The organism is Pseudomonas sp. R5(2019), assembly GCF_009905435.1.
Taxonomy (GTDB): Bacteria; Pseudomonadota; Gammaproteobacteria; order Pseudomonadales; family Pseudomonadaceae; genus Aquipseudomonas.
This window is the reverse complement of sequence record NZ_JAAAMT010000070.1, coordinates 1-23,617: the sequence shown is the minus strand read 5'-3', so window position 1 is coordinate 23,617 and position 23,617 is coordinate 1. Positions and strand designations below refer to the sequence as shown.

Sequence of the window (23,617 nt, the reverse complement as noted above, 5' to 3'; positions counted from 1 at the left end):
GAGTGCGGGTGGTTTCAGAGTCGCCGGGGCCGCTTCGCAGCCCATCGCGGCCAGGTCCGCTCCTACATGGACGTCTGTGTTCCGATCCTTAACTGACTGGCATTGGGGCTTGCCCGCGATGCAGGCGCCGCTGTGTTCCTGATACAACGCGGCGCCTGCATCGCAGCGGTTCGGCACTCCGACAAGCCTTGCTCCTACGGGGGGTTTGTCATCAACCTGAAACCGCTTCGTGCGGTTTTTTTGTTTCGTGAGTTTTTAACTGCCGTCATCAGCTTGCATCATCCCAATGGATGTTAAGCGTACGAACGCCTCCATCGCTGATATCGATCGCATTGCGCACTTCTTTCCCATTGCGTTGCGCTACGACGAAGTACTTACCAGCGGGCAACTGCGTCAACACAATAGGGCCGGCATTGGTCAGGTTGAGGACTTCTTTACCCTGTGCGCTCTGGATGGCCACGTTGACCCCAGACACATACTTGTTTTCCGAGCCTGTGGAAAAGGTCATGTGCAGGTTATAACCCTTCACTTGTTGAATCGCACAGGATTCATCCATCCCGATACCACCGGAAATGTAAGTAATTCCGTTTTGTTGTTGCTGCTGCAAATGCACGGAGGAAGGGTCAACAGCGCCCTCGCAAGCAGCCTGGACAACCGCGGCGGGCAAGCCGGCAAGCCCAATCAGGGCAACACCTGATAGGGTGAGTAATCGTAAGGATTTCATAGTGACGACTCCCGAGCCCCTGCCGGGCTCTACGAATACAGTGCCATCGATGAAGATAAAGTCATAAAGCGATGGCAGCTGGTACCACCCGTTCATCACGACTCAAACTGAAAAAATTGCTTGAGGTGATTCTTGTATTGATAAGACCGCCTCGGTGGATGGGATGTTCAGATTGATTCATGGTGAGAGTCACAAACGCGGGTATTGGCTATGAGCACATCCCAGCGCTGGAGTTTTTCAGGTAGACCGCGTCGTCTGTTTCGCGGGCAAGCCCTGCTCCTACGCCCCCCTGTATCGTCTCTGAGCCAACCCGCCACGTGTGATAACTCCAAGTACTTAGTGGTACGTCATTGCGCCAAAAAAATCTAAACCCATCCTATTGTTTCTACGATGTTTAACAGCTTATCGACTGGAGTCGTCCTGCTGCCGCTCTGGCATGGCTGCCAGCGAACTAAACTAATTGTTGTATCTTTGGAGCAGATGTCCCCAGCGAGGCAGGAGGTGTCAAATGACCATTCATGATACTTATCGAGAAATTGAACAGACCCTGGGTCAGGTACCGGAGTGGATCAAGCAGATGCCGGAAGGTGGAGCGAGCGGATTCTGGGGCGTGGCACGGGACTTCTGGCTGGCGGATACCAAGATTCCTAATAAGTACAAGGAGTTGATAGGTCTGGCAGTGTCCGGGGCGACCCGTTGTAAGTATTGCGCCCTGTTCCACACCGAAGCCGCGCGCTTGTTTGGCGCGAGCGACGAGGAAATTTCCGAAGCCAGCTTCATGGGGGCGCTGACCATGATGGGCAGCACCTTTATTAACGCCCAGCAGATTGACTACGAGCAATTCCGGCAGGAAACGCTGAGTATCGTCCGGTATGTCAAAGATCACTCGCAACCCAAAGCCGCTTAAGCCGTTGCGGGAACCAGCCCTTCGCCAGCTGACGAAGGATAAGTTGATTGCAATCACCAGCGATGGTCCGAGGACCACCGCTCGGTGGCAAGCGGCTGTGCTGCGAGCCATCGGCGAACTCATGCAATACAGCGATACCGCCCGCGAAGAAAACCAAGACCTGCGCATTCCCTTCGCCAAAGCACTCCATGACCTCTATGCGGGACAGAAGTCCGACGCCGAGTTGACGGAAATGGTGTTGCTGATGCTGGAAGTCGAAACCGCCCCTTTTCACGGCAAAGGGCCCCAAGCGCAAGGCTGATGACTTTTCCAGAGTTACCCTAGGATTTTTTTGGATAGTCGAGCACCACTTGTGCGGGCTCGATCTCGCCGATTTCTGACCACGACTTCGCATCGAACCTGAACTCGGCGACGGCGCACGTTGGCATGTCGGTGATCTCGCTGGAGAGCCGCTGCGCAAGTTCGGCCAACGCGGGGTTATGGCCAAAGACCATCACTGACTTCAGCCGGTCGTCCAGCGTGCGGATGACCTTGAGCAGGTCATTCGCCTCGGCGGCATACAGCCGATCGTCCACGACTATGTCCTTGCGCCGGTAATCGAGCTTCCTGGCGATGATCTCCGCCGTATCGAGCGCACGCACGGCCGGGCTCGACAGGATCAGATCGGGCTTCAGATCGCGCTTGGCCAAGCGTTCACCGATCTTGGGCGCGTCGCGTCTGCCGCGATCGTTCAATGGGCGGTCTTTGTCGGGCTGCGCAGCGTCATCCCAACTCGACTTGGCATGGCGAATGAGAAATAACAGTTTCATACCACCTCCGGTATCCACGGAAAATCCGACCAAAGGGGTCGTAGGGACTCGATGGGGACAGACCACGATTTCTGGCTTGAGTGATCAAGCAGGAGATAAATTAATCGTGGTCTGTTTCCGGCTTCCTTACTCTAGACACCATTGCTGCTGACGTTTCCAATCATTTGGAAATCCCATGAGTCTCAAATAACCCAGTTCCTGCTGATCCATGATTTCGGCCAGATGAAGCTTCCACTGGCTGTCTGGATTGATCAAGTCGGTTAGACAGGCCAGCATCGTCAATACGATGTATAGCCGCTGCTTGGGCTGAGGCCGGTCGGCAGGTGCAGTTGGGATGACCCATTCTTTCAGAGTGCTACCGGGCTTGAAGGTGTGTTCAGGGTCTGGCTCCTGGAAGGGGCGCATGTAGAGGCTCAGGCGAAACAGCATGACCACTTCGAGAAAGCGCATGGATCGTCGTTGGCGACGTGCAGGCCTCGTTGCTTTAGTAGTTCCAATTGCTGTTCTACGCTGAGGGCCGGCTTGTCGAAGGGCCTCATGTAGTTTTCTCCAGGCAAAAAAAACCCGCACGATTTGAGCTTGCTGACTAGGTCAACCTAGGCTTGGCGGGTGTGTTGGGGTGCTAGCTGGAGGAGGTCGGCAACGTCATGCTGAGGTGAAATTGTAACGGGTAGGTGTGCAGGCAGATTTTGGTGCAGGGTGAGGAGTGCTAGCCTGCAGTTTTTATGGACTTTCAGGCCTTATTGCAGCCTGGCGGCAGCTCTCTTGAAGGGGGCTGTAGCAGTTGGATTTTTTGGATGCCAGAAACAACAAAGGCCCGCACTTCTGCGAGCCTTCGTTTTGTATGGTGCGGCACCAGACGAACGGTAATGGTCGGCGGGGCTAGGTTTTCTGCGGGTCTGGAATTCGCTGGAAAATTTGGCGTACCTCAACCAGTAACTATAAATAAATCAGCTAGTTATGGCTTTCAGTGGAATCGAATCGGGGATTTAGAAGGTGTAATCGTGATCACGTTGTCGGTCTGCATGTAAACACTAATTTAAATGTTAGTTTGGTTTGATGGTGGTCAGGGGAAGTCCGTTTGCGAGAGGTGCGCAGTGGGAATTTACTTCAAAATTTCTCGCCGACAATAAAAAATTTTACTAGGGCTTTAATCGGCCTTAATTTATTAGTTCTGGCCAGACTGTCCCGTTATTGAATATTACCTAAACTACACGTGCGTTAAAGAGGAAAGGGTGCGAATTTGTATCTTCAGACACGGCGAAGATTTCGCCTATAAAATAAATCCCACCCTTTCGTTCTGGATTATTCAGATTCTTGTTGAGTATATTGCGTGAAAATTTTCTCAGCTTGCATTTCAATATCTAAGTATGATTTTGGAAGTAAGGAGACTCTTGCTTTGGCGTTAAGCTTGCTCCACTCTACGGTCGAGCCATCCTTATTCTTCCTTTTTAATTTGCTGCCTGCTCCTAAATTCATGGAGAAAAAATCTAGGAAGCGTCTAGCCCCTACACCGGTAAATGGCTCAAAAATAACGCGCTCTATATTACTTGGTTTGTCAAGAGTCGTATTTAACTCAATGGAGTCAGCGTAAAACTCTAGAGCTTTGCTTTTTGGATAAGGTTCGACATATACAACGCGCTTTATTCCTGCTGCTATTATATGCTTTGCGCAGTTGTGGCATGGAAATGTAGTGCAGTACAAGTAGGCGTTTGAGCAACTTGTTCCGGATCGACTGCACGAAAGCAAAGCCTCCATCTCAGCATGAACAACTCGGCCGAATTCTGTTAAATCTCTGATTCTACTGCTTTCTAGTATTTTTTGAATCTTTTGAATGGGTAGCTCTGTATCCTGCTCGATATTATCGATATCTTGTAGGATTTCTCTTATTATTTCATTCTGCTCTGCTTTATTTGAATCTTCCCCGCGGGTATAGTCTTTGCCCTGATCAATGTCCGATATTTCGCCGCTATTCTCATCGACTTCGGCCCAGTACAAACCTCCGCCAAATTTCGGGGAATCATTGGCACCTGTTGCAATTATTTGCCGATCTTTGGAAATTACAGCTCCGACTTGCCTAGATAAATCACTAGAGCGGACGGAGCTAGAGAATGCCATGAACATTGCAAATTCATCGAATGTCGGATTTTTATAGGGGTGAGACAAAATTAGTTCTAAAAAACGCTGGACTGTGTTTTTTACTTGGTCGTCATTTTTGCCGAGGTTAATAAAGAAATCTGCGAGGTGGTATGTGTCTCTAGTTCTCTGACCATGGGTGATATTCTCGTCTTCATCTATCTTAGTTAACTCAATAGCCTCGGATTGAGTTAGTCCCTTATCATTTGTTAAGTAGTGAAGTCTCCTTTTGGGGTCCGCATGTATCCCAAAAAGATAAAAGCCCTGGCCGTATATTTTTCTGAGAAGCTCAACTTCTTCAGGGTGCTTTAATGAGTTTACTATGTAAGCTCTTTTGGCACTGCTCTCGCGGCGTTGCTCTTTTATACATTTTGCAGCGCCATAGGAAAGAATTGCATTGTTTTTCGTGCTTTGTCGCAGTTGATCCCCAGCCTGCATAAAGCTTTTAATGCGTCTATATTCCGTCGTTCCTGCCGCCTGTGATTTTGTTGGGGTTAATAGGGAGGATATTTTAATTTCTTCGACAGAGTATCCGAATTGGCCTAACCTATCTTTGAGTGGATTTATTACTCGATTCGATTCGGTTCCAACGGCGCTAACAATCCCAATTATGATCTCTGACTCACAAAATACTCCCTGAAGGTGCTGTACCGATATGTCATCATCTTGGTTTGGGCGAATTAGTTCGGGTTCAGTAATTGGTTGAGTGGTTTCCGGTAGTGGTGGAAGCTGTATTTCTGGAGCCAAAGCAGCGGTGACAAGATGCTCGAGGCTTTCCTTCTTTCCTGGTTTTCCCTGGAACTGTATGGTACCGGTACTTTCAAACCAGTTCATTACGCCTCCATCATGACGTAACACTTTTTTCCCTAACTGGCTTTCGTCCCATTCGGCACCAATACTTTTTAGCTTTGCTTTCAGAGCTTCGTAGCTTTCAGTGAAAATTACTTTCATTTCCTCTACCACCTCTTGCTACAAATTTAATTTTTTTGCTTGTTTTATTTAAATGAGCATTTTGATAAAGATGACTAAAAACTTAGTCTGAAACTAGGCAAGCCTCATCCTGCATCCGGATGCTAGCAAAACGCTACGCGGCGGTCTACTGCCTCTTTTTAGGTAAAGAGGTGGCCTGATTTTTTTCACTCATTAAAAGATAGGCCTCGTTTGGCTATAAAACAGTCTAGGTTAATATACGGTGCCGGAGGCGGCTCGCATACAATACCTATCTGTGCGCCAATCTGTGCCGCAACTGCTCGGTATACCTAATCTTATGGGTGAAAATGGGCTTCAGTTGAAGCGATTGCTACTGACCTGAGAGAGGAAAGGCTTGCTTTAGAAAAGTCTATTTCATTTTTGTTTTTGTCCGTAGTGTATTCTGGCAAAAAATTTTTATACAAAAAACGTATTTTGCGTAAATTTTGCTTAGGTAGTATCATATTGCCATGTTTAATTTTATGGATAAATTACTGTGTTGCCAGAAATCGTTAGCTTTCCAGAGGGACAAAGAATTTGGATGGTACGAGCTTCTGGAGGAAAGCACTTAAATAATTTTATTCATAATAATCTAGTTGCTATAAGCCATGTAGATGAATTTTTGCTTGATTGGCCTCTCTCCGAATTGCCGTCGTTGGCGCAGATAACTGAATTTGTAAATGGAAGTCATGACGCTAAAATAAAAAATTCAGTGGTTGGTGAGTTGGATGAGGAGTTACTCACGGATGACGAGTTTGGCTTTGATGATTCGAGAGTGGATGAGTATGAAAAAAATATTTCAGCCATAAATAGGATTAATCAAACAGATACATTTATAAATAAGATCGGTATAGGGGATTTGATTGTAACCTTAGATAAGGATTGCCTTGTTATTGGATGCTGTGAGTCCGAGGCATATATTGGGCGTGATGTATTGCTGTATAGTAATTATAATCAGGTGACTGGTAAGGCAAAGGTAGAGACACTTGGCTATAAGCTAAGGCGCGACGTAACGTGGGGTGATCCAATTTCGCGCTCATTGGTTGGCTCATCTCTTAGGAAGCCATTACTTGCTAGAAATACCGTCTCCAATTTAGATGAATACTGGGATAAAGTTTATAGCTTGGTTTTTTCAGTGTTCACAAGAAGGGAGGTAATGTATTTTTCAAACAGGATTAATAGGTCTGAAGCAATTAGTACTCGGGCCATTTCAAGGCTGTTTGAGTATGTTGCTGACACGCAGTTGTTTGCAGACAGTATTTTTAGTGGCGATTTTGATTTGGCGTTTTTCAATAAAATTGCCAGTGGCGATTTCTTTGAGTTTGCCCTTGAGGATCGATCTACATCTCAAGCTGAATTTATGTCTCCAGGAAATATATATTATCAAATAACCAAGCCTGGCAGTGTGGATGTTAAACAATACGCGGCTATTTTTATTCTTCTGTTAAGCTTGGGTATTTCTGGCTGTAAGGAAAACTCCCTCGAGCACACTAGCGCCGCTGAAGGAATTAAGTCTTTTTTTATCCAGAGAAACATGGCTGAGGAGAGAGAGGATTCTGTTGCGGCTGATGCAGATACGGATCTAATGCTTCGTCAATTTAAAGACTTTTCTAATAATAAAAAAATCGCCAATGTTGCTGATAATCTTAAGCTAGATATAGGTATAAACAAATCTGGCGGGCGCAAGCCTTTCTCTAGCGGGAAGGTAGCAACCCCTAGGGTTAAAAGCAAATCAGTTGCTGTAGGAGATTCTAAGCTGATTAGCGATCAATATGAGTTAGGGCTTTAATACAAGGCGAAGTTATTTTATGAAAAGTAGTTTATTGGAGTTTTTTGGGGGCGCTTTTATTTTTACGGCTCTCACGTATTCAACTGGCAAAGGGTACTTTAATAGTTATTTTAGAAAAATAAGTGTTGACCCCTCTTTAGTTGATTTAAGTGTAGATCAGATATTTTTTGAGGGTGGCCGGCAGATTGCACTCCTTTTGAGTGACTCTATATTTGTTTTTTTTACCGCTGCCATCTTCTATTTAATTTTTAGTTTTGCATTGTCATTTTTTATTAAGCGTAAAGTCTCCGGAGATTATCATGAGGAGGTATTTGGAAAGCTTTCGAGTTTTAAAGGGCTTTTGCTGATAGGGTTGTTTGTTTGGTTTTCCAATTTTTCATTTAATTCTGCTATGAAGAGCGGCGAGGCAGTTGCCACCAAAGCCGGCTGTATTATTGTCACTGTGCATAGTAGCGATAAAAACGGTAAGCAAAGTGGTTGTTTGGTTTATAAGACTGTAGATAATATATGGGTGAAATACAGTGTGAAGGAGCAGGTTATGATTAGTATTTTCCCAAGAGATAATTTTTATAGGGTCGATACTGTGGCTCCAAGCAATAAATGATTGTTTTGTGTTTGGCTGAAATTTCAGATGTGGAGCTCTTCAGCTTTCAGTAGAATGATTGTAGATAATGCAGGGCATGGTCTAGGTTTTTCGTAAAGTGTTATTTTTGTCTTGGTCAGTGCTTTTCAGTGCGACAGGAAATTATTTCGAGTGTAAGCCTATATCTATACTGAGTTGCTTTGCTGCGGTCTCTTATATGGTGGTTTAAAAACCAGTTAAAGTGCTTTCGCTGCCAGGTCCATGGATTATCTCGGTGCCAGCGATTAGTAATCGCAGCTTGAATAGCCTTTGCTTGGCATAGGTGACGCGCGCGCGTGGCATGCGACCCAGTTAGAACACCTGCCAGAAACAGCTCCATATCGAATGCCTTATTCATGCGCGCCCCCCGATGTAAGCCGACACTACGTCGATACGACCGTGTCCCAGCTCATAGCTGATTTGCACTCGGGCCTCCTGATCTAGCCGTCGGTCGAGCTGATAGCAGCGGCCACCGTTGATGGGCGCGGGATGATGGGTGATTTGCTCATAGCGTTCGCATGCATAGGCCGCCCGTAATTCGTGGAAGCCTTTGAGGTTGTGCTGATGGAGGATGTCTCGGGCGGGGCGGATGATCCTCCGTTGGAAATCGAGGTAGCGTTCGTTCGGCGCAAGCAGGTTGCGGCTACCCTCGGGAGATACCTGTTCGGCGTACCTGAGCGCTTCGCGAATATGGTCATCCACCATGATCCAGCGAGGTGCCGACGCACCGGAGCGGCCACCTTTGGTGCCGTCCTGGATGTTGATCTTGCCGTATTGTTCGGCCTCACGTTTTAGACGTGGTAGGTCGGCCAAAATGGCCTCGCGTAAGCGCATGCCGGTGGCTCGCGCCAACTGAGCGATGGCGGCGGCACGTGGCATTTGGTGTTCGCAGAGCACGTCGACGATCTGCTTCACATGTTCGCGGTCTTGGCCTTGCGGCACCGAGCGACGAACACTGGTGCGCTGCATCCCTAGCGCCTTGCTTGGACTCGGCACTTTCACATACTGATCACCGCGAAGCGCGGCCATGGTCCGGTTCACGCTGGATAACCGGTTTTGCGCGGTGGCGATGCAGATAGCCCCTTGTTCAACTTGCAGGCGCAGATGTCCGGCGTAGTCCAGCAAGGTCTGCCGATCAATTTTTCGTGCATCGTTAAACCCCGGCCCATCCTCCGACCGACACCACCGCACGAAAGCCTGCCACCGATCACTGTGTGCTTTGACGGTCCCATAATGCCCGCCGCCGAACATGTCTTTCAACGCCTGCGGCCCGGCATAGCTCAGTTGCCGACCCCATCCAAAATTGCGCCCATCCCGTCTACCGACTAATGCCATGATCAAACTCCTCTCGAAGCCAAACTTTTAAAAACTTCCCCACGTCATCCCGCCATGGATGTTGAGTGCTATCAGGGATCAAGGCCCCTGCGACCTGTGAGGGTTGTCCACTAACGCGGGACTGGCGGCTCCTTACGGCCAAGAGCTTGGGCATCTCATGATCTGGCCTCCTGAGCACTTCCGAGGAAGTGGGCGGGTGGAGGCTGCGCTGGCTGACTAAACCAGCGCCGCGAGATCCTGAGTCGGGTGAAGGCAGTGAGGCGATGACCGGGGCATGCCTGACTGTCAGTCAGGTGCAGTCCATTCCGTGGGCTGCGGCACCATCATCTGGATCGCTGTTGCTGGTGACTTCGGTGTTTGTCACGCCGATTGTCACGAGGGGGAGTGCCGCAAAGCCTTGTATTGCGTGGGCTGCAGCAGCGGTAGGCGCGTTCGTCTCTTCCTGGAAGTAAGAGACGAACGCAGGTTGGCGCAGTGAAAGGGTCAAGCGGATAGGTTGCTGCAGGGCAGCCGGGTAGGGTGAGTTTTGCCGCAGAGGCAAAGCTGAGGAGTAGGCATCCATCACATCGCTGTGACTGTGCGAGCCGCCGGACGCTAATCGCACTTGGGGGTGAACCACCACGTTCGTGGCGTAGCCTCAAAGGTTCTGGCTACCTGGGTTGCTGTCAACGACAGCACTTGCACGATCGTTTTTACGCCTGTGGATAATTTCGGTCAAGGCCCGAATTTTCAGGTATTTAGCGGCTGTGGATGAAATTATCCACCAGTGGAAATCAGTGGTTTTCCACAGACACTTCGCAGGCTTTTAGATTTTTTAAGTGAGGTCCATCCAAACAGGGCGGCTTTGCTGCCCTGTTTGGATGGACCTGCGTGGAAGAGCGGACTGCGGTGATCTCACAGGCTTACCCACGATGGAATGTGCCACGACTGTTTGGCATGGCGGTGATGTTATCGCCGACCGGGTGAGCGAATTCGTGGGGCGTCACATGCCCATGGCGGTTGGCATCGAGGTAGTTGCTCCACCACGCCATGATCAGTCTGCGCTGTTCAAGGAATTCGGCCTTGTGGATATACGCGGCGCGCACGCGGTTGCGTTCCTTATGGCTCATCTGCCGTTCGATGGCTGCGTCTGTCCAGAGTCCTGACTCCAGTAAGGCGCTACAGGCCATGGTTCTGAAGCCATGGCCGCACACATCCTTGGCAGTGTCATATCCAACATTGCGCAGCACCTGATTCACGGTGTTTTCGGACATGGGCTTCCAGTATTTGTGATCGCCGGGCAGCACCAGCTCTGAAAAGCGGTTTAGGCTGCGCAGTCGCTGCAGAATCTCGATAACTTGTGGTGAAAGCGGGACGATTTGAATGTCGCCGTTCATCTTGGTCCCACGTGTGGAGTTACGTACCCCATCAATCGGTGCACGCACGTCGGGGATTTCCCACATGGCCCGTTGAAAGTCGAATTCACTCCATCGAGCAAAGCGCAGTTCGCTGGACCGGACAAACACATGGAGCGTTAGCAGGACTGCGAGGCGCGTCAATTCTCGGCCGTGGTAGTTGTCGATGCGGTGCAACAGTTCGGGGAGGCGATTGAGTGAGAGGGCGGGGCGGTGGATCGTGCGCGGTGCGTGGATCGAGCCTGCCAGATCCAGTGCGGGGTTATCGGTGATCTGCCGGGCCCTTTTAGCCCCGCGCATGATGGTGGATAAGTAGTTCTGTACCCTTAGCGCCACATCCATGGTGCCGCGTTCCTTGATGCGCTGGGTGATCTCTAGCAGGTCGTGGGTATCGAGCTCAGCGATGGGCCGTTGGCCTATGAGCGGGAAGACGTGGGTGCGTAGTCGGCTCATCACGGTTTTTGCGTGGCCTTCGGTCCAGCGGCGGGACATGTCGGCGTGCCACTCCAGGGCAACGGTTTCGAAAAGCAGAGCCGCTCGCTGGGCTGCGATCTTGGCCTTTCTCTTCTCTTCCATTGGATCGAGGTTGTCGAGCAGCAGCGCCTTGGCCTCGTCGCGCTTAAGCCTTGCGACGGCCAAGGGCACGATGGGGTAATTGCCGATGATCAGCGTGCCTTCCTTGCCGCTTGGTTTGAAATACCTCAGGCGCCAGGTTTTAACGCCGTTGGGTTTGACGAAGAGGTACATGCCGCCGCCGTCGAAAAGCTTGTAGGCGCGTTCGCGGGGTTTGGCCATGCGGCATTTGAGGTCGCTGAGGGGGATCGCTAGACGTGGCATAGGGGTACGGTCTCCAGATAACAAAGACGCTGTACCCCAAAGATAGCCCCTTAGAAGGGGAATGATGGGGGATTTTATTGGATCCCGATGGAGGATCCTGAAACGAAAAAACCCGCCAAATGGCGGGTTTTCGGGGCTTCCAGAGAATTCGGTGGAATTCAATGGAGCCTGATGTGGTGCCGGCACCAGGAATCGAACCCGGGACCTACTGATTACAAGTCAGTTGCTCTACCATCTGAGCTATACCGGCAGTAGGGCGCTGATTATAGCCATTCGCTCTGTCGAGTAAACCCCCTCGGCGCTCTTTTTTCTCACCCTTTATTCGCCCTGCTCAAATGCTTATGCACATTCGTGAGATCGCCACCCGTGCCGTTGCCCTGTTTTGTGCGCTGTATCACTGCCTGCCGCAAGGTGCTGTTTTTTCTCGGCTTTCAAATGTGTCTAAAAAATGACCAGGCCATGAAGGCGGTTGGATCCACTTATTTACGGGGCCATCAGTGAAGGTTTTCAACAGAGTTATCCACAGGCTGAGCACAAATCCGGTAGCGCTCTCAGCGTTCTGCCAGTAGCAATAGGTTGCGAGGGGTCAGTCGGTTTTCGCAGAACACGCCCAGATACACTTCGAAACCTTGTTCTCGCAGGTACAAGGCGCGGTCGAGTACTAGCCACAGTTCGAGCGGGCGGCGAAACAGGTTGCGGACCATTTCGAGGTTGCGTACTTGGGCCAGGCGCTGTTGTCCGGCCTGTTCCAGAGCCGCCCAATCCATGAAGCCGTTTGTGGATAAACCCTTGCGTGCGGCCAGTTCCTGGCAGTAGTCGGCAAAGGGTTTGTCCAGCCAGGCGGTGGGCAGGGAGGGGGTTGGCAGGTATTCGTCGATGCCTCGCAGGCGCCGTTGCAGCAGGTCGAAGCTCAGGCGCCGGGCCATGGAGAGGTCGCGCTGGCGGCGTACGCGGGCGCCGGCGGTGACGGTTTCGCTCAGGGGGAGGCCGAGGTCGTCCAGCGATAAGTGCAGCTCGGAGGCGATGGCTGCGGTGGACAGCGGTTGGTAGCCGGTGTTGGCGGTGCGGTTGTAGCAGCACGGGGCGATGGCCAGTTGGCGGCAGCCGGCGCGGCTGGCGAGTTGCATCAGGCGTACGTGCAGGTCGCCGCAGGCGTGCAGGGCGACGGGGGTGTGATTGGCCTGCAGGCGAGTCGAAGCTTCTTCAGCCATGACGTCTTGCAGCAGGTGTTGGGCGTTGAGGCCGTGGCGCTGGCTGAGTTGTTGGCCGGCATCGATCAGTTGGGCGTCGAATTCGAGGCAGGTCAGGGCTTGGTCTGGTTGCAGCAGGCGTCGGCCCAGGTGGCCTTTGCCGGAGCACCAGTCGAGCCAGTGCCGGGGCTGCTCAGTGAAATGCAGGTGGCTGGCGAAGGCTTCGATCTGGTCCCACTTGCGGCCGGGTACGTCGACGCTCAGGCGTGGGGGGCAGGCGTGCAAGGGCGATGTGGATAACTCGCCGACTGCCGCCAGCGCCGCGGCTTGGGTGGCTAGTGCGGGATAGGGCGCAGGGGCGGGCAAGCATTCCGGATGGTTGTGCGCGGCTTCGGCGTCGGCCAGGGAGCGCTGGCGTAGCCAGTTTGCCAGTTCCGGCAACTGGGCTTCCCATGGCAGTTCGAGGTGATTGAACGGGCGGGGGCGCCACAGGGCCTGGTGCTGGAGCAGGAAGGTGTTAAGTGCCTGGAAACGGGTCAGCAGGTTGTCGCCGGAGAGGGGGTGGGTCATGGGGGCACAGGTTAAGTTCTTGGCGTGATCCTAGGATTGGACCTGGGGTGATTTTGCGATCGCGGGGGCTGCTTTGCAGCCCATCGCGGCCAGGTCCGCTCCTACATCCTCGCGCGACATTTGTGGGGGCAGGATGCTTCCTAGCGGCCTTGGCAGGCATCCACGCGCAGCCAGCGTTCCAGCAGTTTGAAGCCGCGCACCATCAAGAACGAGATGCCCAGGTAGAACAGCCCGGCCGCAAAGAAGATCTCCACCGGCAGGTAGGTGCGGGCGATGATGGTGCGGGCCATGCCGGTCAGTTCCAGCAGGGTTACGGTGCTGGCCAGGGCGCTGGCCTTGAGCATCAGGATGACTTCGTTGCTGTAGGCCGGCAGGCCGATGCGCGCCGCGCGTGGCAGCATGATGTAGATCATCGCCTTGGCCCGGGACATGCCCAGCGCCCGCGCCGCTTCGATTTCACCACGCGGAATGGCCTGGATGGCGCCGCGCAGGATTTCCGCGATGTAGGCAGCGGTGTGCAGGGTCATGGTCAGCACGGTGCACCAGAATGGGTCGCGCAGATAGGGCCACAGCGCGCTTTGCCGAATGGCATCGAACTGGGCCAGGCCGTAGTAGACCAGAAACAGCTGCACCAGCAGTGGGGTGCCGCGGAAGAAGAAGATGTAGCCGTACGGGAATGCCCGCACGTACCACAGCCGCGAAGAGCGGGCGATGCCCAGCGGGATGGCCAGGATCAGGCCGGCGATGACGGCGATCGCGACCAGTTCCAGCGTCAGCGTCGCGCCTTGGGCCAGGCGTGGCAGCCACTTGATGATGACTTCCCAATTCATGATTCTGACCTCGCAAAGCCACGTGCAGCGCGTTTTTCCATGAAGTGCATGCCGATCATGGCAAGGATGGTCAGGCCCAGGTAGATAAAGGCGGCAACCATATAGAAGGTGAACGGCTGTTTGCTCACCGTCACGGCAATCTGTGAGTGGCGCATGATTTCTTCAAGGCCGATCACCGAGACCAGCGCGGTGTCTTTCATCAGGATCATGAACAGGTTGCCCAGGCCCGGCAGGGCGATGCGCCACATTTGCGGCAGGATCAGCCGCGAGAAGATCCGGCCCTTCGACAGGCCCAGGGCCAGGCCGGCTTCACGGTGGCCCTTGGGGATGGCCAGGATTGCACCGCGGAGCACTTCCGTGGCGTAGGCGCCGAAACACAGGCCCAGGGCGATGACACCCGCGGCAAAGGCGTTGAGTTCCAGGCCGGGAATGTTGAGCAGCTCGCCCAGCCGGTTCATCAGGCTGACGGTGCCGAAATAGATAAGCAAAACCCACAGCAGTTCGGGCACGCCACGCACGATGGTCGAGTAGGTGCCGCCGATCCACTGCAAAACCTTGTACGGCGAGGTCTTGGCCAGGGCGCCGAGCAGGCCCAGGACCAGGCCCAGGCACAGGGCCGAGAGCGCCAGCTTGACGGTCATCAGAGCACCGGCAGCAAGCGCCGGGCCGAATCCGTAGAGTTCAATATTCATGGGCAGGTTTGGTCAATGAGACGGGCACCGCCACAGGGCGGGCGGTGCCGGTCGGGTCAATCAGAGGATGCTGAACGGGAAGTACTTGTCGTTGATCTTCTTGTAAGTACCGTCGGCAATGATTTCCTTCAGCGCGGCGTTGAGCTTTTCGCGCAGCGGGTCGTTCTTGCGAATGGCAATGCCGATCTTGTCGCTTTCTTCAACCGGGTCGCCCTTGAACTCGTAAGCCTTGCCCGCGTCGGATTTCAGCCACTCGTAGTTGACGTACTTGTCCGCCAGGATGCCGTCCAGACGGCCGGAGGTCAGGTCCAGGTAAGCGTTTTCCTGGGTGTCATAGAGCTTGATGGTGACGTCGCTACCCAGGTTGTCTTCCATCCAGGTGCCGGCCAGGGTCGCGCGCTGGGCGCCGATGATCTTGCCCTTGAGGGAGGCTTTGTCGGTCTTGAAGTCGACGTTTTTCGGGGCGATGAACTGCAGCTTGTTCGAGTAGTACGGGTCGGTGAAGTCAACGGCCTGCTTGCGCTCGTCGGTGATCGACATGGACGAGATCAGGAAGTCGAATTTCTTGGCATTCAGGGCCGGGATGATGCCGTCCCAGTCGGAGGTGACGATCTCGCACTCAACCTTCATCTTGGCGCACAGGGCGTTGCCGACGTCGACGTCGAAGCCGACCACCTGGCCGCTGGCATCTTTATTGTTGAAGGGCGGGTAGGCCGCTTCGATGCCCATTTTCAGTTTGTCGGCAGCCATGGCATTGCCAAACACCAGCGCGGCGGCAGCGGCCAGGAGGAGTTTCTTGTAGGTCTGCATTCGTGTTGCTCCGTTAGCGGTTGCTGGACATGAATTGTTTACAACGCGCCGAAAGCGGGTTTTCAAAGACCTGCTGCGGCGATCCCTGCTCTTCGACGAGGCCCTGGTGGAGGAAGACAACCTCGCTGGACACCTGACGGGCGAAGCCCATTTCGTGGGTAACCAGTAGCATGGTTCGGCCTTCTTCGGCCAGCGCGCGGATCACATTGAGCACTTCCTGGACCATTTCCGGGTCCAGCGCCGAGGTGGGTTCGTCGAACAGGATGACCTTGGGTTGCATGGCCAGCGTGCGGGCAATCGCGGCGCGCTGCTGTTGGCCGCCGGAGAGCTGCGAAGGGTAGGCGTGGCGCTTGTCGGCGATGCCGACCTTGGCCAGCAGCGCTTCGGCCACTTCGATGGCTTCGGCCTTGGACTGGCCGAGTACGCGCCGGGGAGCCTCGATGATGTTGTCGAGGATGCTCATGTGCGGCCACAGGTTGAAATTCTGGAACACGAAGCCGATCTCGCTGCGCAGGCGATTGATCTGCTTGTTGTCGGCGGCAATCAGCTCGCCGTTTTTCGCGGCCTTGAGCTTGAGCTCTTCGCCGGCCACCAGGATCTGCCCCTGGTGCGGGTTTTCCAGCAGGTTGATGCAGCGCAACAGGGTCGATTTGCCGGACCCGGAAGAGCCGAGAATCGAGATGACATCGCCATCGCGGGCCGTCAGGGAAATCCCCTTGAGTATTTCCAGATCGCCGTAGCGCTTGTGCAAGTTACGGATTTCCAGCGCGGGCGTGGCCTGGGCCATGTGCGGTCCTCATGAGTTCTGTGCGCTCCTGCTGTTGGTGGCCTTCCTGGCGAGGCGCCACGCTAGCATAGGGTCCGGAAGCTCGCCAACAGCGCCACGGGCAGCAAATGCACGGTAGGCAGGTGGGTGTCGCATCGCTACAGCAGACTGTCGCGCGGATATCTTCCGGGCGGTCTCTTGAGGCGGGCGTCACTCGAGTCCGGGGTGGGAGTCGCTTGAAAAAGGGCGCGATGGTGCCAGCTTTGACCGGTGGTTGGAAGCGGCTTTTAGTCGCCCTCACAGGCTGTGGGCTTTATTGAACGTTTTGGGGTTGCACCTTCCAGTTGCTCCTTTTCTGGGCAAAGGTGTTACCTCGGTGTATTTTTGGTGCGACATTTCGTCTCTGTAACTGGGTATTACGGTAATGATTTGTTGCCTTTAGGCTGATTCGCCATGTTCTTCAATGGCTTGCTGAAAAGGCGAGATCTGTCTAATTCAGGGGCTGTGGCAGATTTGTCCTCTTCTGGCTTGGATCTTGCGTAAAGGATAAAAAACGGAATGTTGCATTCTTTTTACGAAGGGTGCGTGTAACGGCTGGACTGAACGCTATTTTTTACAAAGGTAGTTCTATGAGCGGTACGCAAAACTCCAATGACCTCGGTCAAGGGCTGAAACAGCGACACGTCACCATGCTGTCGATCGCCGGTGTTATCGGCGCTGGTTTGTTTGTCGGTTCCGGCCATGCCATCGCGGAGGCAGGCCCTGCGGTGCTGCTGGCGTATGCGGCGGCCGGTACCCTGGTCGTGTTGGTCATGCGCATGCTGGCCGAAATGGCCATTGCCTCGCCGGATACGGGTTCGTTCTCGACTTATGCTGACAAAGCCATTGGCCATTGGGCCGGTTTCACCATCGGCTGGCTGTACTGGTGGTTCTGGGTGCTGGTGATTCCACTGGAAGCCAACGCCGCCGCAACGATCCTGCATGCCTGGTTCCCGGATATCGCAGTCTGGGCGTTCGCCCTGGTCATTACTTTGCTGTTGACCGCCACCAACCTGTTCAGCGTGAAGAACTACGGCGAATTCGAGTTCTGGTTCGCGCTGATGAAGGTGGTGGCGATCGTTGCCTTTATTGTTGTGGGCGTGGCGGCTGTGTTCGGCTTGATCCCGGGCAGCCAGGTCAGTGGCGTCAGCCATCTGGTCGATACCCAAGGCTTTATGCCCAATGGCATGGGTGCGGTAGTGGCAGCGATGCTGACCACCATGTTCTCGTTCATGGGTACTGAAATCGTCACCATCGCAGCGGCCGAGTCGAAGAACCCGGGCCAGCAAATCACCCGCGCGACCAACTCGGTGATCTGGCGGATCTTCCTGTTCTACCTCGTTTCCATCTTCCTGGTGGTGGCGCTGGTGCCGTGGAACGACAGCAGTCTGGCCGAAGTGGGTTCCTACCAGACCGTGCTGGACCGCATGGGCATCCCGAATGCCAAGCTGATCGTTGACCTGGTGGTGTTGGTTGCCGTAACCAGCTGCCTGAACTCGGCCCTGTACACCGCTTCGCGCATGCTGTTCTCCCTGAGCAAGCGGGGTGATGCCCCGGCCGTGGCCCAGCGCACCAACGCCAGCGGCACGCCTTACTGGGCGGTGATGCTGTCGACTGCCGCGGCCTTCGTGGCGGTATTCGCCAACTACGTGGCGCCTTCGCAGGTGTTCGCGTTCCTGCTGGCCAGCTCCGGCGCGATTGCGCTGCTGGTCTATCTGGTGATCGCGGTTTCGCAACTGCGCATGCGTCGTCAGCGTCAGGCTCGTGGCGAAGCCATCGCGTTCAAGATGTGGCTGTTCCCGGGGCTGACCTGGGCAACCATTATCTTCATCGTCAGCGTGCTGACCTTGATGCTGGTCCGGGAAGATCACCGTATCGAGATCATTGCAACCGGGTTGCTGAGCATTGCTGTGGTCGCGGCTGGCTTGCTGGTTGCGCGCCGTCGCAAGGCTCAGGGGCTTGGGCGTGTGGTGCTTGATCGTTGATGTGATGGGTTGAAATGAAAAAGGCCGCGGTCAGTGATGATCGCGGCCTTTTTTGTTCCTGTGGGAGCGGCTTCAGCCGCGAATGAATAGGACGCGTAATGTCTGAAAAACTGCATCGCCGTCATTCGCGGCTGAAGCCGCTCCCACATTTTTTCCGCTTGGGTTTGTGTGGGGGCTTTTCAGGTCTTGGCCAATGCCTCTGAGGCCGCCACATAGGCGATCTGGAAGGCTTCGCTCTCAACCCAGGAGATGGCCGTCTCTTCGTCCGGATCGCCCTCAGCGATGCGGTAGGAGACCAGCACGGCCATGATGTAGTCGGTGGCCTGCTCCTCGTCGAAGCTTTCGACCACCAGCTGCAGCAATGAATCCTGCAGGAACACCGCGCACAGTCCGACCAGCCCGGCTTCGCCCTGGAGGGCTTCGTTCATGTCGGCGAATAATTTGTCGTAGGCGCCGGCCTCGGCTGCCTGCTCGAACACTTCGTCGATGGTCAGTTCGAAATCCGGGTCTTTGGTATTGGTGGCCGCGATTGCCTTGCCGCTGCGGGCAACGCGATTCTGCTTGGCTTTGGTGGCGCTGCGCTTGGCGCGCTTTTGTTGCTTGATAGGGGAGGCCATGTAATTGAGTCCTGGTGGAAGTGAGCGACACCGGAGGCAACCTAAATTACAGGCAACAAAAAACCGGCTCAAGGGCCGGTTTTCTGTTTGCTTCGGTGGTGATGCACACCACTCAAAAGCTTATGAGTGGTGCCCAGAGACGGAATCGAACCGCCGACACGGGGATTTTCAATCCCCTGCTCTACCGACTGAGCTATCTGGGCAACGGGGCGCATTAAAAGGCTTTTTCGATGATGCGTCAAGCAAGTTTTTAAAAATTTTCTGAATTAATACCGAAGCTTACGGATTTGCTCATTTATTGAGCAGGTGGAACGTAACCTTCGGCCTGAGCGTAATCTTCGCCCGAAAAATACTTGTCCATTTCGCCCTGAAGATATTTGCGGTCTTCGGCGTTCATCATGTTCAGGCGTTTTTCGTTGATCAGCAGGGTCTGGTGTTTCTGCCAATCGGCCCATGCCTTCGCCGAGACGTGCTCGAAAATGTCCTGGCCCTTGGCGCCCGGGTAGGGGGGGCGCTCAAGGCCTGGCAGTTCTTCTTTGTACTTGCGGCACATTACGGTGCGGGTCATGACAACTCTCCTGCGTTCAAGGCGTCGGCCGCGCGCTTCAGCAGTTTCTTCACCGGGGCAGCAAGGCCCAGGCGCGGCGGGGTGGCGAGGTTATACCAGAGCCAGTCGGCCTCGGCCACGCGCGGGCCCTGGCTGTCGACCCGGACCAGCCAGGGTTCGATGGCCAACTGGAAGTGGCTGAAGGTGTGGGTCAGCGCTGGCAGGCTCTGGGACGCGCCCAGCGCCAGTGCATGCTGATCGGCGAGGTGTTCGAGGTCGCTCAGGTCATCGAGTTCCGGCAAGCTCCAGAGCCCGCCCCAGAGGCCGCTGGAAGGGCGACGGTAAAGCAGGATGGCGCCCTCCCGGTTGGCGAGCATTGGCATCAGCGTGCGCTTTTGCGGCACAGCCTTGCGCGGTTTCGGGATCGGGTAGCGGATCTCCAGGCCCAGCAGGTGCGCCTCACAGCCCTTTTCCAGCGGGCAGAGCAGGCAGCTGGGCTTGCTGCGGGTGCAGAGCGTGGCGCCCAGGTCCATCATCGCCTGGGTGTAATGGTTCACCCGGGTCTGTGGCGTAAAGCGTTCGGCATTGGCCCACAGCGCCTTGGCGACCTTCGACTCGCCAGGGTAGCCTTCCTGGGCGGTGTAGCGGGCCAGCACGCGCTTGACGTTGCCATCCAGAATCGCCGCGCGCAGGCCCATGCTGATGCTGGCAATGGCGCCGGCGGTGGACAAGCCAATCCCCGGCAGCTCGGTCAGTTTTTCCACGTCGTGGGGAAACTCGCCAGCGTACTGCTCAACGACGATCCTGGCGGTTTTCTGCAGGTTGCGGGCGCGGGTGTAGTAGCCCAGCCCGGTCCACAGGTGCAGCACTTCGTCTTCCGGGGCCGCTGCCAGCGCCTCGACCGTGGGCAGGGCATCCATAAAGCGATCGAAGTAGTTCAGCACCGTGCTGACCTGCGTCTGTTGCAGCATGATCTCCGAGACCCACACCCGATACGGGTTGATGCCCTGTTGCCAGGGCAGGTCGTGGCGGCCGTTGTGGTCGTACCAGTCGAGCACGGCCGTGGAAAATTGCTCCGGGCTCATCGTTTGAACAGCCCCTTCAGTGCGTCTTTCAATTCCGGGCTCACTTTGTCACCGAGTTTCTCTTCCAGTTTTTCGTTGAGCTTGTCACCGGCCAGCTTGCCGGCGATTTTGCCCAGGCCGTCTTTTTCCACGCGGCAGGCCTTGGCGCCGAGTTCCAGCGGGCCACGGCAGCGCAGTGGCCATTCCAGGCCGACATAGCGCTCGTTGACCTGGCAGGCCGGGTCGGGCATGGCGCTCTTGTCGCCTTCGATGACGACGCCCACGCGGTAGTCCATGCCCAGCACGCGCAGGTCGATATCGCCGTTGCCGTTGACGGTCAGGCCGGGGATGCGGGCCTTCAGGTCCGGGTTGCTGGCCACGCCGTTACGGAACACCAGGCTGCCCTTGAGCTCTTCGAACGGTGTGTCCTTGCCTCGTGGCTCGCCACTCAGGCCCTTGCGGTTGAGGGTGGCGATGCCCTGGCAGAGCTGTTGCTCCAGGTTGGCATTGACCAGCACGCCATCGGTGATGTTGAACTTCGCGGTGCCGTTGAGGGTGTCGACCAACGCTTTCTGGCTGTTGCCGCTGGCGGTCAGGTCGCTGCTCAGGGTCAACAGGCCGTTGACCGGCGAGGGCTTGTCATCGGTTTTGACGAAGTGCTCGACCGGGACTTGATTGATGGTGGTCTGCAGGCCGATCTGCGGCACGGCAGGGCGCACATCGAGGGTGCCGGTGGTGGTGAAATCACCGTTGTAGAGGCCGCCCTGGAGCGTTTCGAGCTTGATCAAGCCGTCCGCGCCCTGAGCCTTCAGGATTGCATTCTGGATCGGCAGCTTGTCGACGGTCAGCACGCCGAAGCTCAGGTCCGCCTGCAGGTCGAGCTGGCGCAGGCGGTCCACCGGCAGCAGCTTGTCGTTGCTCCAGGCGATCTGGGTCGGGGCGTTCGGCAGCGGGCTGTCGCCAGTGCCCAGTGCGCCGGCTTCAGTGCCCTTGACTTCGGCCTGGCGCGCCGCGGTGGCGCCGGCAGCGGCTTCGCTCTTGGCCGGGCGGTAGCGGTCGGCGTCGAATTTGTCGGCCTTGAGCTGCAGGCGCAGGGCTTGTCTGGCGAAGTCGTCGACGGCGATGCGCCCGGTAAACAGGCTGTCATCGAGCTTCAGGTTGAGGTCTTCCAGTGCCAGACTGTTCTTGCTGGCTTCGACGCGGCTGACCAGCTCGAACTTGCCCAAGGTGCCTTGGCCCATGGCCGGTACCGGCTGGCCAATGCTGTCGAGGAAGGTGCGCAGGTCCAATTGGGCGATGGACAGGGCGCCGCTGACCTTGGGCTCCTTGTCCAGTTCGCGGGCGTTGAGTTCGCCCAGGGCGCGCAGCTGGTTGACGGAGATCTTCAAGCCGGTCCATTCGGCAACGTTGGCGGCCATGTCGACCAGCAGCTGGCCTTGGGCAGCGAAGGTGACGGACTTGCCCTCCAGCGGCTCGCCGGAGGCTTCGCCGCTGAGCTTCATGTCTTCGAACTGGTAGCGCTTGAGGGCGCGGTCGAAGCGCAGCTCGCCGTTGAGTTCAGTGCGGGCGCGCAGCACCGGCGGGTTGGTGCCGAGGAAGGCGGTCAGCTTGACCGGGATGTTGATGCCCTGGTGAACGGCACCGGTGCTCAACTGGATGCTTTCGGCGCTGAGCTGCTGGCCGGTGCGTTCGTCGGTGTAGTACACCCGGGCGTTGTTCACGGTCAGGCTGTCAATGTCGAGCTTGACCGGACGATCAGGGGCGTCCGGCGCTTTCGGCGCCGGAGTGGCCGAAGGCTCGCTGGTGCTGGTCGTGGCGGCGGCTGGGGCGTCCGAGGGCAGCGGCTGGCCGATGTCTTCCCAATTGCCGTGACCGTTCTGGTCGCGGTTCAGGGTCAGGCTCAGGCCTTCGACGCGCACGTCGCTCATCTGCACTTCGCGGCGCAGCAGCGGCAGCACGCGCACCGACAGGCCCAGCATCTGCAAGTCGGCAAACGGCACTTTCGGGTTGTTCAAGGTCGCGACGCTGGCTTCATGCAGCTCCAGCCCCAGCCAGGGGAACAGGCTCCAGCCTATGTCGCCGTTAAGTGTCAGCTCAACATGCGCTTTATCGCGGGCCAGCTGGCGAATCTCGTCTTTGTAGTCGTTGGGATCGAATAAGTGGGTCAGGGCAAAGCCCGACGCCACAATGATCAGCAACAGCCCGAGAACACACAGCCCCAGGATTTTGCCGAACGCTTTCATGGGCGAGTCCTTGTAGGTCGATTCAAAATTCAGCCGCAGAGTATAGCGCTCTGAGGTTAGCGCCTGCGCATCATGGCAGGCACCGGTCGGGATCAATCTTCGCTGTTGTCGAGCGGCAAATGCAGCTTGGCGGCCAGCGCCTGGCACTCCAGATGGCCAGCCGGGGCCAACAGCTGCAATTGACCGCCGCTTTCAAGGGCGGTTCGGCGCGCTTCGCTGACCAGTCGCTCAGCCACGCCCCGACGCCGGGTCAAAGTGCGCACGCACAGGTGCGACAGCTGCCACTGCTCGCCCTGCTGGCGCAGACGTGCCGCCCCCAGCAGGCGGTCGTTGAAGCGGGCGGCGAGCAGGCTGCCGTCCTCGAGGCCGGCATCGATCAGGCCCTGGCTGTCCTTGAGTGCTCCGAACAGCCAGGTCGGGGCATCGCGGTAGATCTTGTGCAGATCGTCCAGGTCTTGCCGGGTCGGCGCGACCACTTTTTCGACAACGATAGGCATGGCGGTTCCTCGATGGCCTCAGGTGCGGGGGGAAGACGATATCAGGTTGCTTTCAGGCGGGGACACAAATGGTAACCTCTAGCAAGCCGTCGGACCGCTGACCGGGGCCGCTGCGCGCTCCATCGCGGGCAAGCCCCAATGCCAGTCAGTTAAGGCGAGATCCATGTGGGAGCGGATTTATCCGCGAATGAAGGCACCGCGGTTTTTCAGGCATTGCGCGTCGTCTTCATTCGCGGATAAATCCG

At 55.7% G+C, this 23,617-nt stretch carries 21 protein-coding genes and 2 tRNA genes; 5 read left to right on the top strand and 18 right to left on the bottom strand.

Features of this window, described 5'->3' with window-relative positions; translation table 11 throughout:
- Positions 1-268 precede the first annotated feature (268 nt).
- Complete coding sequence (locus tag GUY40_RS26430) at positions 269-724, bottom strand: carboxypeptidase regulatory-like domain-containing protein (protein WP_166571853.1); 456 nt, start codon at positions 722-724, stop codon at positions 269-271.
- 508 nt (positions 725-1,232) lie between these two features.
- On the opposite strand from GUY40_RS26430, the gene GUY40_RS26425 reads away from it, so the two are divergent.
- Positions 1,233-1,631 carry a carboxymuconolactone decarboxylase family protein gene (locus GUY40_RS26425; RefSeq protein ID WP_166571852.1) on the top strand — a complete coding sequence of 133 codons (399 nt, stop codon included), beginning with the start codon at positions 1,233-1,235 and terminating at the stop codon, positions 1,629-1,631.
- Positions 1,597-1,932 carry a hypothetical protein gene (locus GUY40_RS26420; protein WP_256675880.1) on the top strand — a complete coding sequence of 112 codons (336 nt, stop codon included), beginning with the start codon at positions 1,597-1,599 and terminating at the stop codon, positions 1,930-1,932. The genes GUY40_RS26425 and GUY40_RS26420 overlap by 35 nt, the downstream gene beginning before the upstream one ends.
- A 19-nt stretch (positions 1,933-1,951) precedes the next feature.
- On the opposite strand, the gene GUY40_RS26415 is transcribed toward GUY40_RS26420, so the two are convergent.
- The 3 genes from GUY40_RS26415 to GUY40_RS26405 all read right to left on the bottom strand — a co-directional run bounded on the left by GUY40_RS26415 (position 1,952) and on the right by GUY40_RS26405 (position 5,527).
- Entirely contained in the window at positions 1,952-2,440 is a 489-nt protein-coding gene (locus GUY40_RS26415) for a histidine phosphatase family protein (protein ID WP_166571851.1), read from the bottom strand.
- 126 nt (positions 2,441-2,566) lie between these two features.
- Complete coding sequence (locus GUY40_RS26410) at positions 2,567-2,890, bottom strand: hypothetical protein (protein WP_256675879.1); 324 nt, start codon at positions 2,888-2,890, stop codon at positions 2,567-2,569.
- Between the two features lie 855 nt (positions 2,891-3,745).
- On the bottom strand, positions 3,746-5,527 hold the full coding sequence (locus GUY40_RS26405) for an anti-phage dCTP deaminase (protein ID WP_166571850.1): 1,782 nt from the start codon (positions 5,525-5,527) through the stop codon (positions 3,746-3,748).
- Positions 5,528-6,041: 514 nt separating this feature from the next.
- Between GUY40_RS26405 and GUY40_RS26400 the strand changes: the two genes are divergently transcribed.
- Together GUY40_RS26400 and GUY40_RS26395 are read left to right on the top strand one after the other, a co-directional pair.
- Entirely contained in the window at positions 6,042-7,334 is a 1,293-nt protein-coding gene (locus GUY40_RS26400; RefSeq protein WP_166571849.1) for a hypothetical protein, read from the top strand.
- Between the two features lie 19 nt (positions 7,335-7,353).
- A complete protein-coding gene (locus tag GUY40_RS26395; RefSeq protein ID WP_166571848.1) occupies positions 7,354-7,938 on the top strand; it encodes a hypothetical protein in 585 nt (194 codons plus the stop codon).
- 372 nt (positions 7,939-8,310) lie between these two features.
- Here the strand turns inward: GUY40_RS26395 and GUY40_RS26390 are convergent, their stop codons facing one another.
- The 8 genes from GUY40_RS26390 to GUY40_RS26350 all read right to left on the bottom strand — a co-directional run bounded on the left by GUY40_RS26390 (position 8,311) and on the right by GUY40_RS26350 (position 16,401).
- Complete coding sequence (locus GUY40_RS26390) at positions 8,311-9,291, bottom strand: integrase domain-containing protein (protein ID WP_166571847.1); 981 nt, start codon at positions 9,289-9,291, stop codon at positions 8,311-8,313.
- Positions 9,292-10,193: 902 nt separating this feature from the next.
- Positions 10,194-11,522: an integrase arm-type DNA-binding domain-containing protein gene (locus GUY40_RS26380; RefSeq protein WP_166571845.1), complete on the bottom strand. Its 1,329-nt coding sequence runs from the start codon at positions 11,520-11,522 to the stop codon at positions 10,194-10,196.
- 174 nt (positions 11,523-11,696) lie between these two features.
- A tRNA-Thr gene (locus GUY40_RS26375) sits at positions 11,697-11,772 on the bottom strand.
- 301 nt (positions 11,773-12,073) lie between these two features.
- Positions 12,074-13,282, bottom strand: coding sequence for a methyltransferase (locus tag GUY40_RS26370; protein ID WP_166571844.1), 1,209 nt, complete (start codon positions 13,280-13,282; stop codon positions 12,074-12,076).
- Positions 13,283-13,422: 140 nt separating this feature from the next.
- Complete coding sequence (locus GUY40_RS26365) at positions 13,423-14,112, bottom strand: ABC transporter permease (RefSeq protein WP_166571843.1); 690 nt, start codon at positions 14,110-14,112, stop codon at positions 13,423-13,425.
- Positions 14,109-14,804, bottom strand: a complete 696-nt coding sequence (locus tag GUY40_RS26360; RefSeq protein ID WP_166571842.1) for an ABC transporter permease — start codon at positions 14,802-14,804, stop codon at positions 14,109-14,111. Before GUY40_RS26360 ends, GUY40_RS26365 begins: the two co-directional genes overlap by 4 nt.
- Positions 14,805-14,864: 60 nt before the next feature.
- On the bottom strand, positions 14,865-15,614 hold the full coding sequence (locus GUY40_RS26355; RefSeq protein WP_166571841.1) for an ABC transporter substrate-binding protein: 750 nt from the start codon (positions 15,612-15,614) through the stop codon (positions 14,865-14,867).
- Between the two features lie 13 nt (positions 15,615-15,627).
- On the bottom strand, positions 15,628-16,401 hold the full coding sequence (locus tag GUY40_RS26350; RefSeq protein ID WP_166571840.1) for an ABC transporter ATP-binding protein: 774 nt from the start codon (positions 16,399-16,401) through the stop codon (positions 15,628-15,630).
- 608 nt (positions 16,402-17,009) lie between these two features.
- Between GUY40_RS26350 and gabP the strand changes: the two genes are divergently transcribed.
- Complete coding sequence (gene gabP / locus GUY40_RS26345; RefSeq protein ID WP_166571839.1) at positions 17,010-18,404, top strand: GABA permease; 1,395 nt, start codon at positions 17,010-17,012, stop codon at positions 18,402-18,404.
- Positions 18,405-18,583: 179 nt separating this feature from the next.
- On the opposite strand, the gene GUY40_RS26340 is transcribed toward gabP, so the two are convergent.
- The 6 genes from GUY40_RS26340 to GUY40_RS26315 form a co-directional block, all read right to left on the bottom strand.
- Positions 18,584-19,021 carry a hypothetical protein gene (locus GUY40_RS26340; RefSeq protein WP_166571838.1) on the bottom strand — a complete coding sequence of 146 codons (438 nt, stop codon included), beginning with the start codon at positions 19,019-19,021 and terminating at the stop codon, positions 18,584-18,586.
- Positions 19,022-19,148: 127 nt separating this feature from the next.
- Positions 19,149-19,224, bottom strand: a tRNA-Phe gene (locus GUY40_RS26335).
- Positions 19,225-19,316: 92 nt separating this feature from the next.
- On the bottom strand, positions 19,317-19,589 hold the full coding sequence (locus GUY40_RS26330) for an oxidative damage protection protein (protein ID WP_166571837.1): 273 nt from the start codon (positions 19,587-19,589) through the stop codon (positions 19,317-19,319).
- Positions 19,586-20,653 (bottom strand): A/G-specific adenine glycosylase, encoded by a 1,068-nt coding sequence (gene mutY / locus GUY40_RS26325; protein WP_166571836.1) that lies wholly within the window; start codon positions 20,651-20,653, stop codon positions 19,586-19,588. The genes GUY40_RS26330 and mutY overlap by 4 nt, the downstream gene beginning before the upstream one ends.
- Entirely contained in the window at positions 20,650-22,875 is a 2,226-nt protein-coding gene (locus GUY40_RS26320; RefSeq protein ID WP_166571835.1) for an AsmA family protein, read from the bottom strand. Before GUY40_RS26320 ends, mutY begins: the two co-directional genes overlap by 4 nt.
- A 92-nt stretch (positions 22,876-22,967) precedes the next feature.
- The gene (locus GUY40_RS26315; RefSeq protein WP_166571834.1) at positions 22,968-23,372 is read right to left on the bottom strand and encodes an acetyl-CoA sensor PanZ family protein; all 405 of its coding nucleotides are present in this window, start codon (positions 23,370-23,372) and stop codon (positions 22,968-22,970) included.
- Between the last annotated feature and the right edge of the window lie 245 nt (positions 23,373-23,617).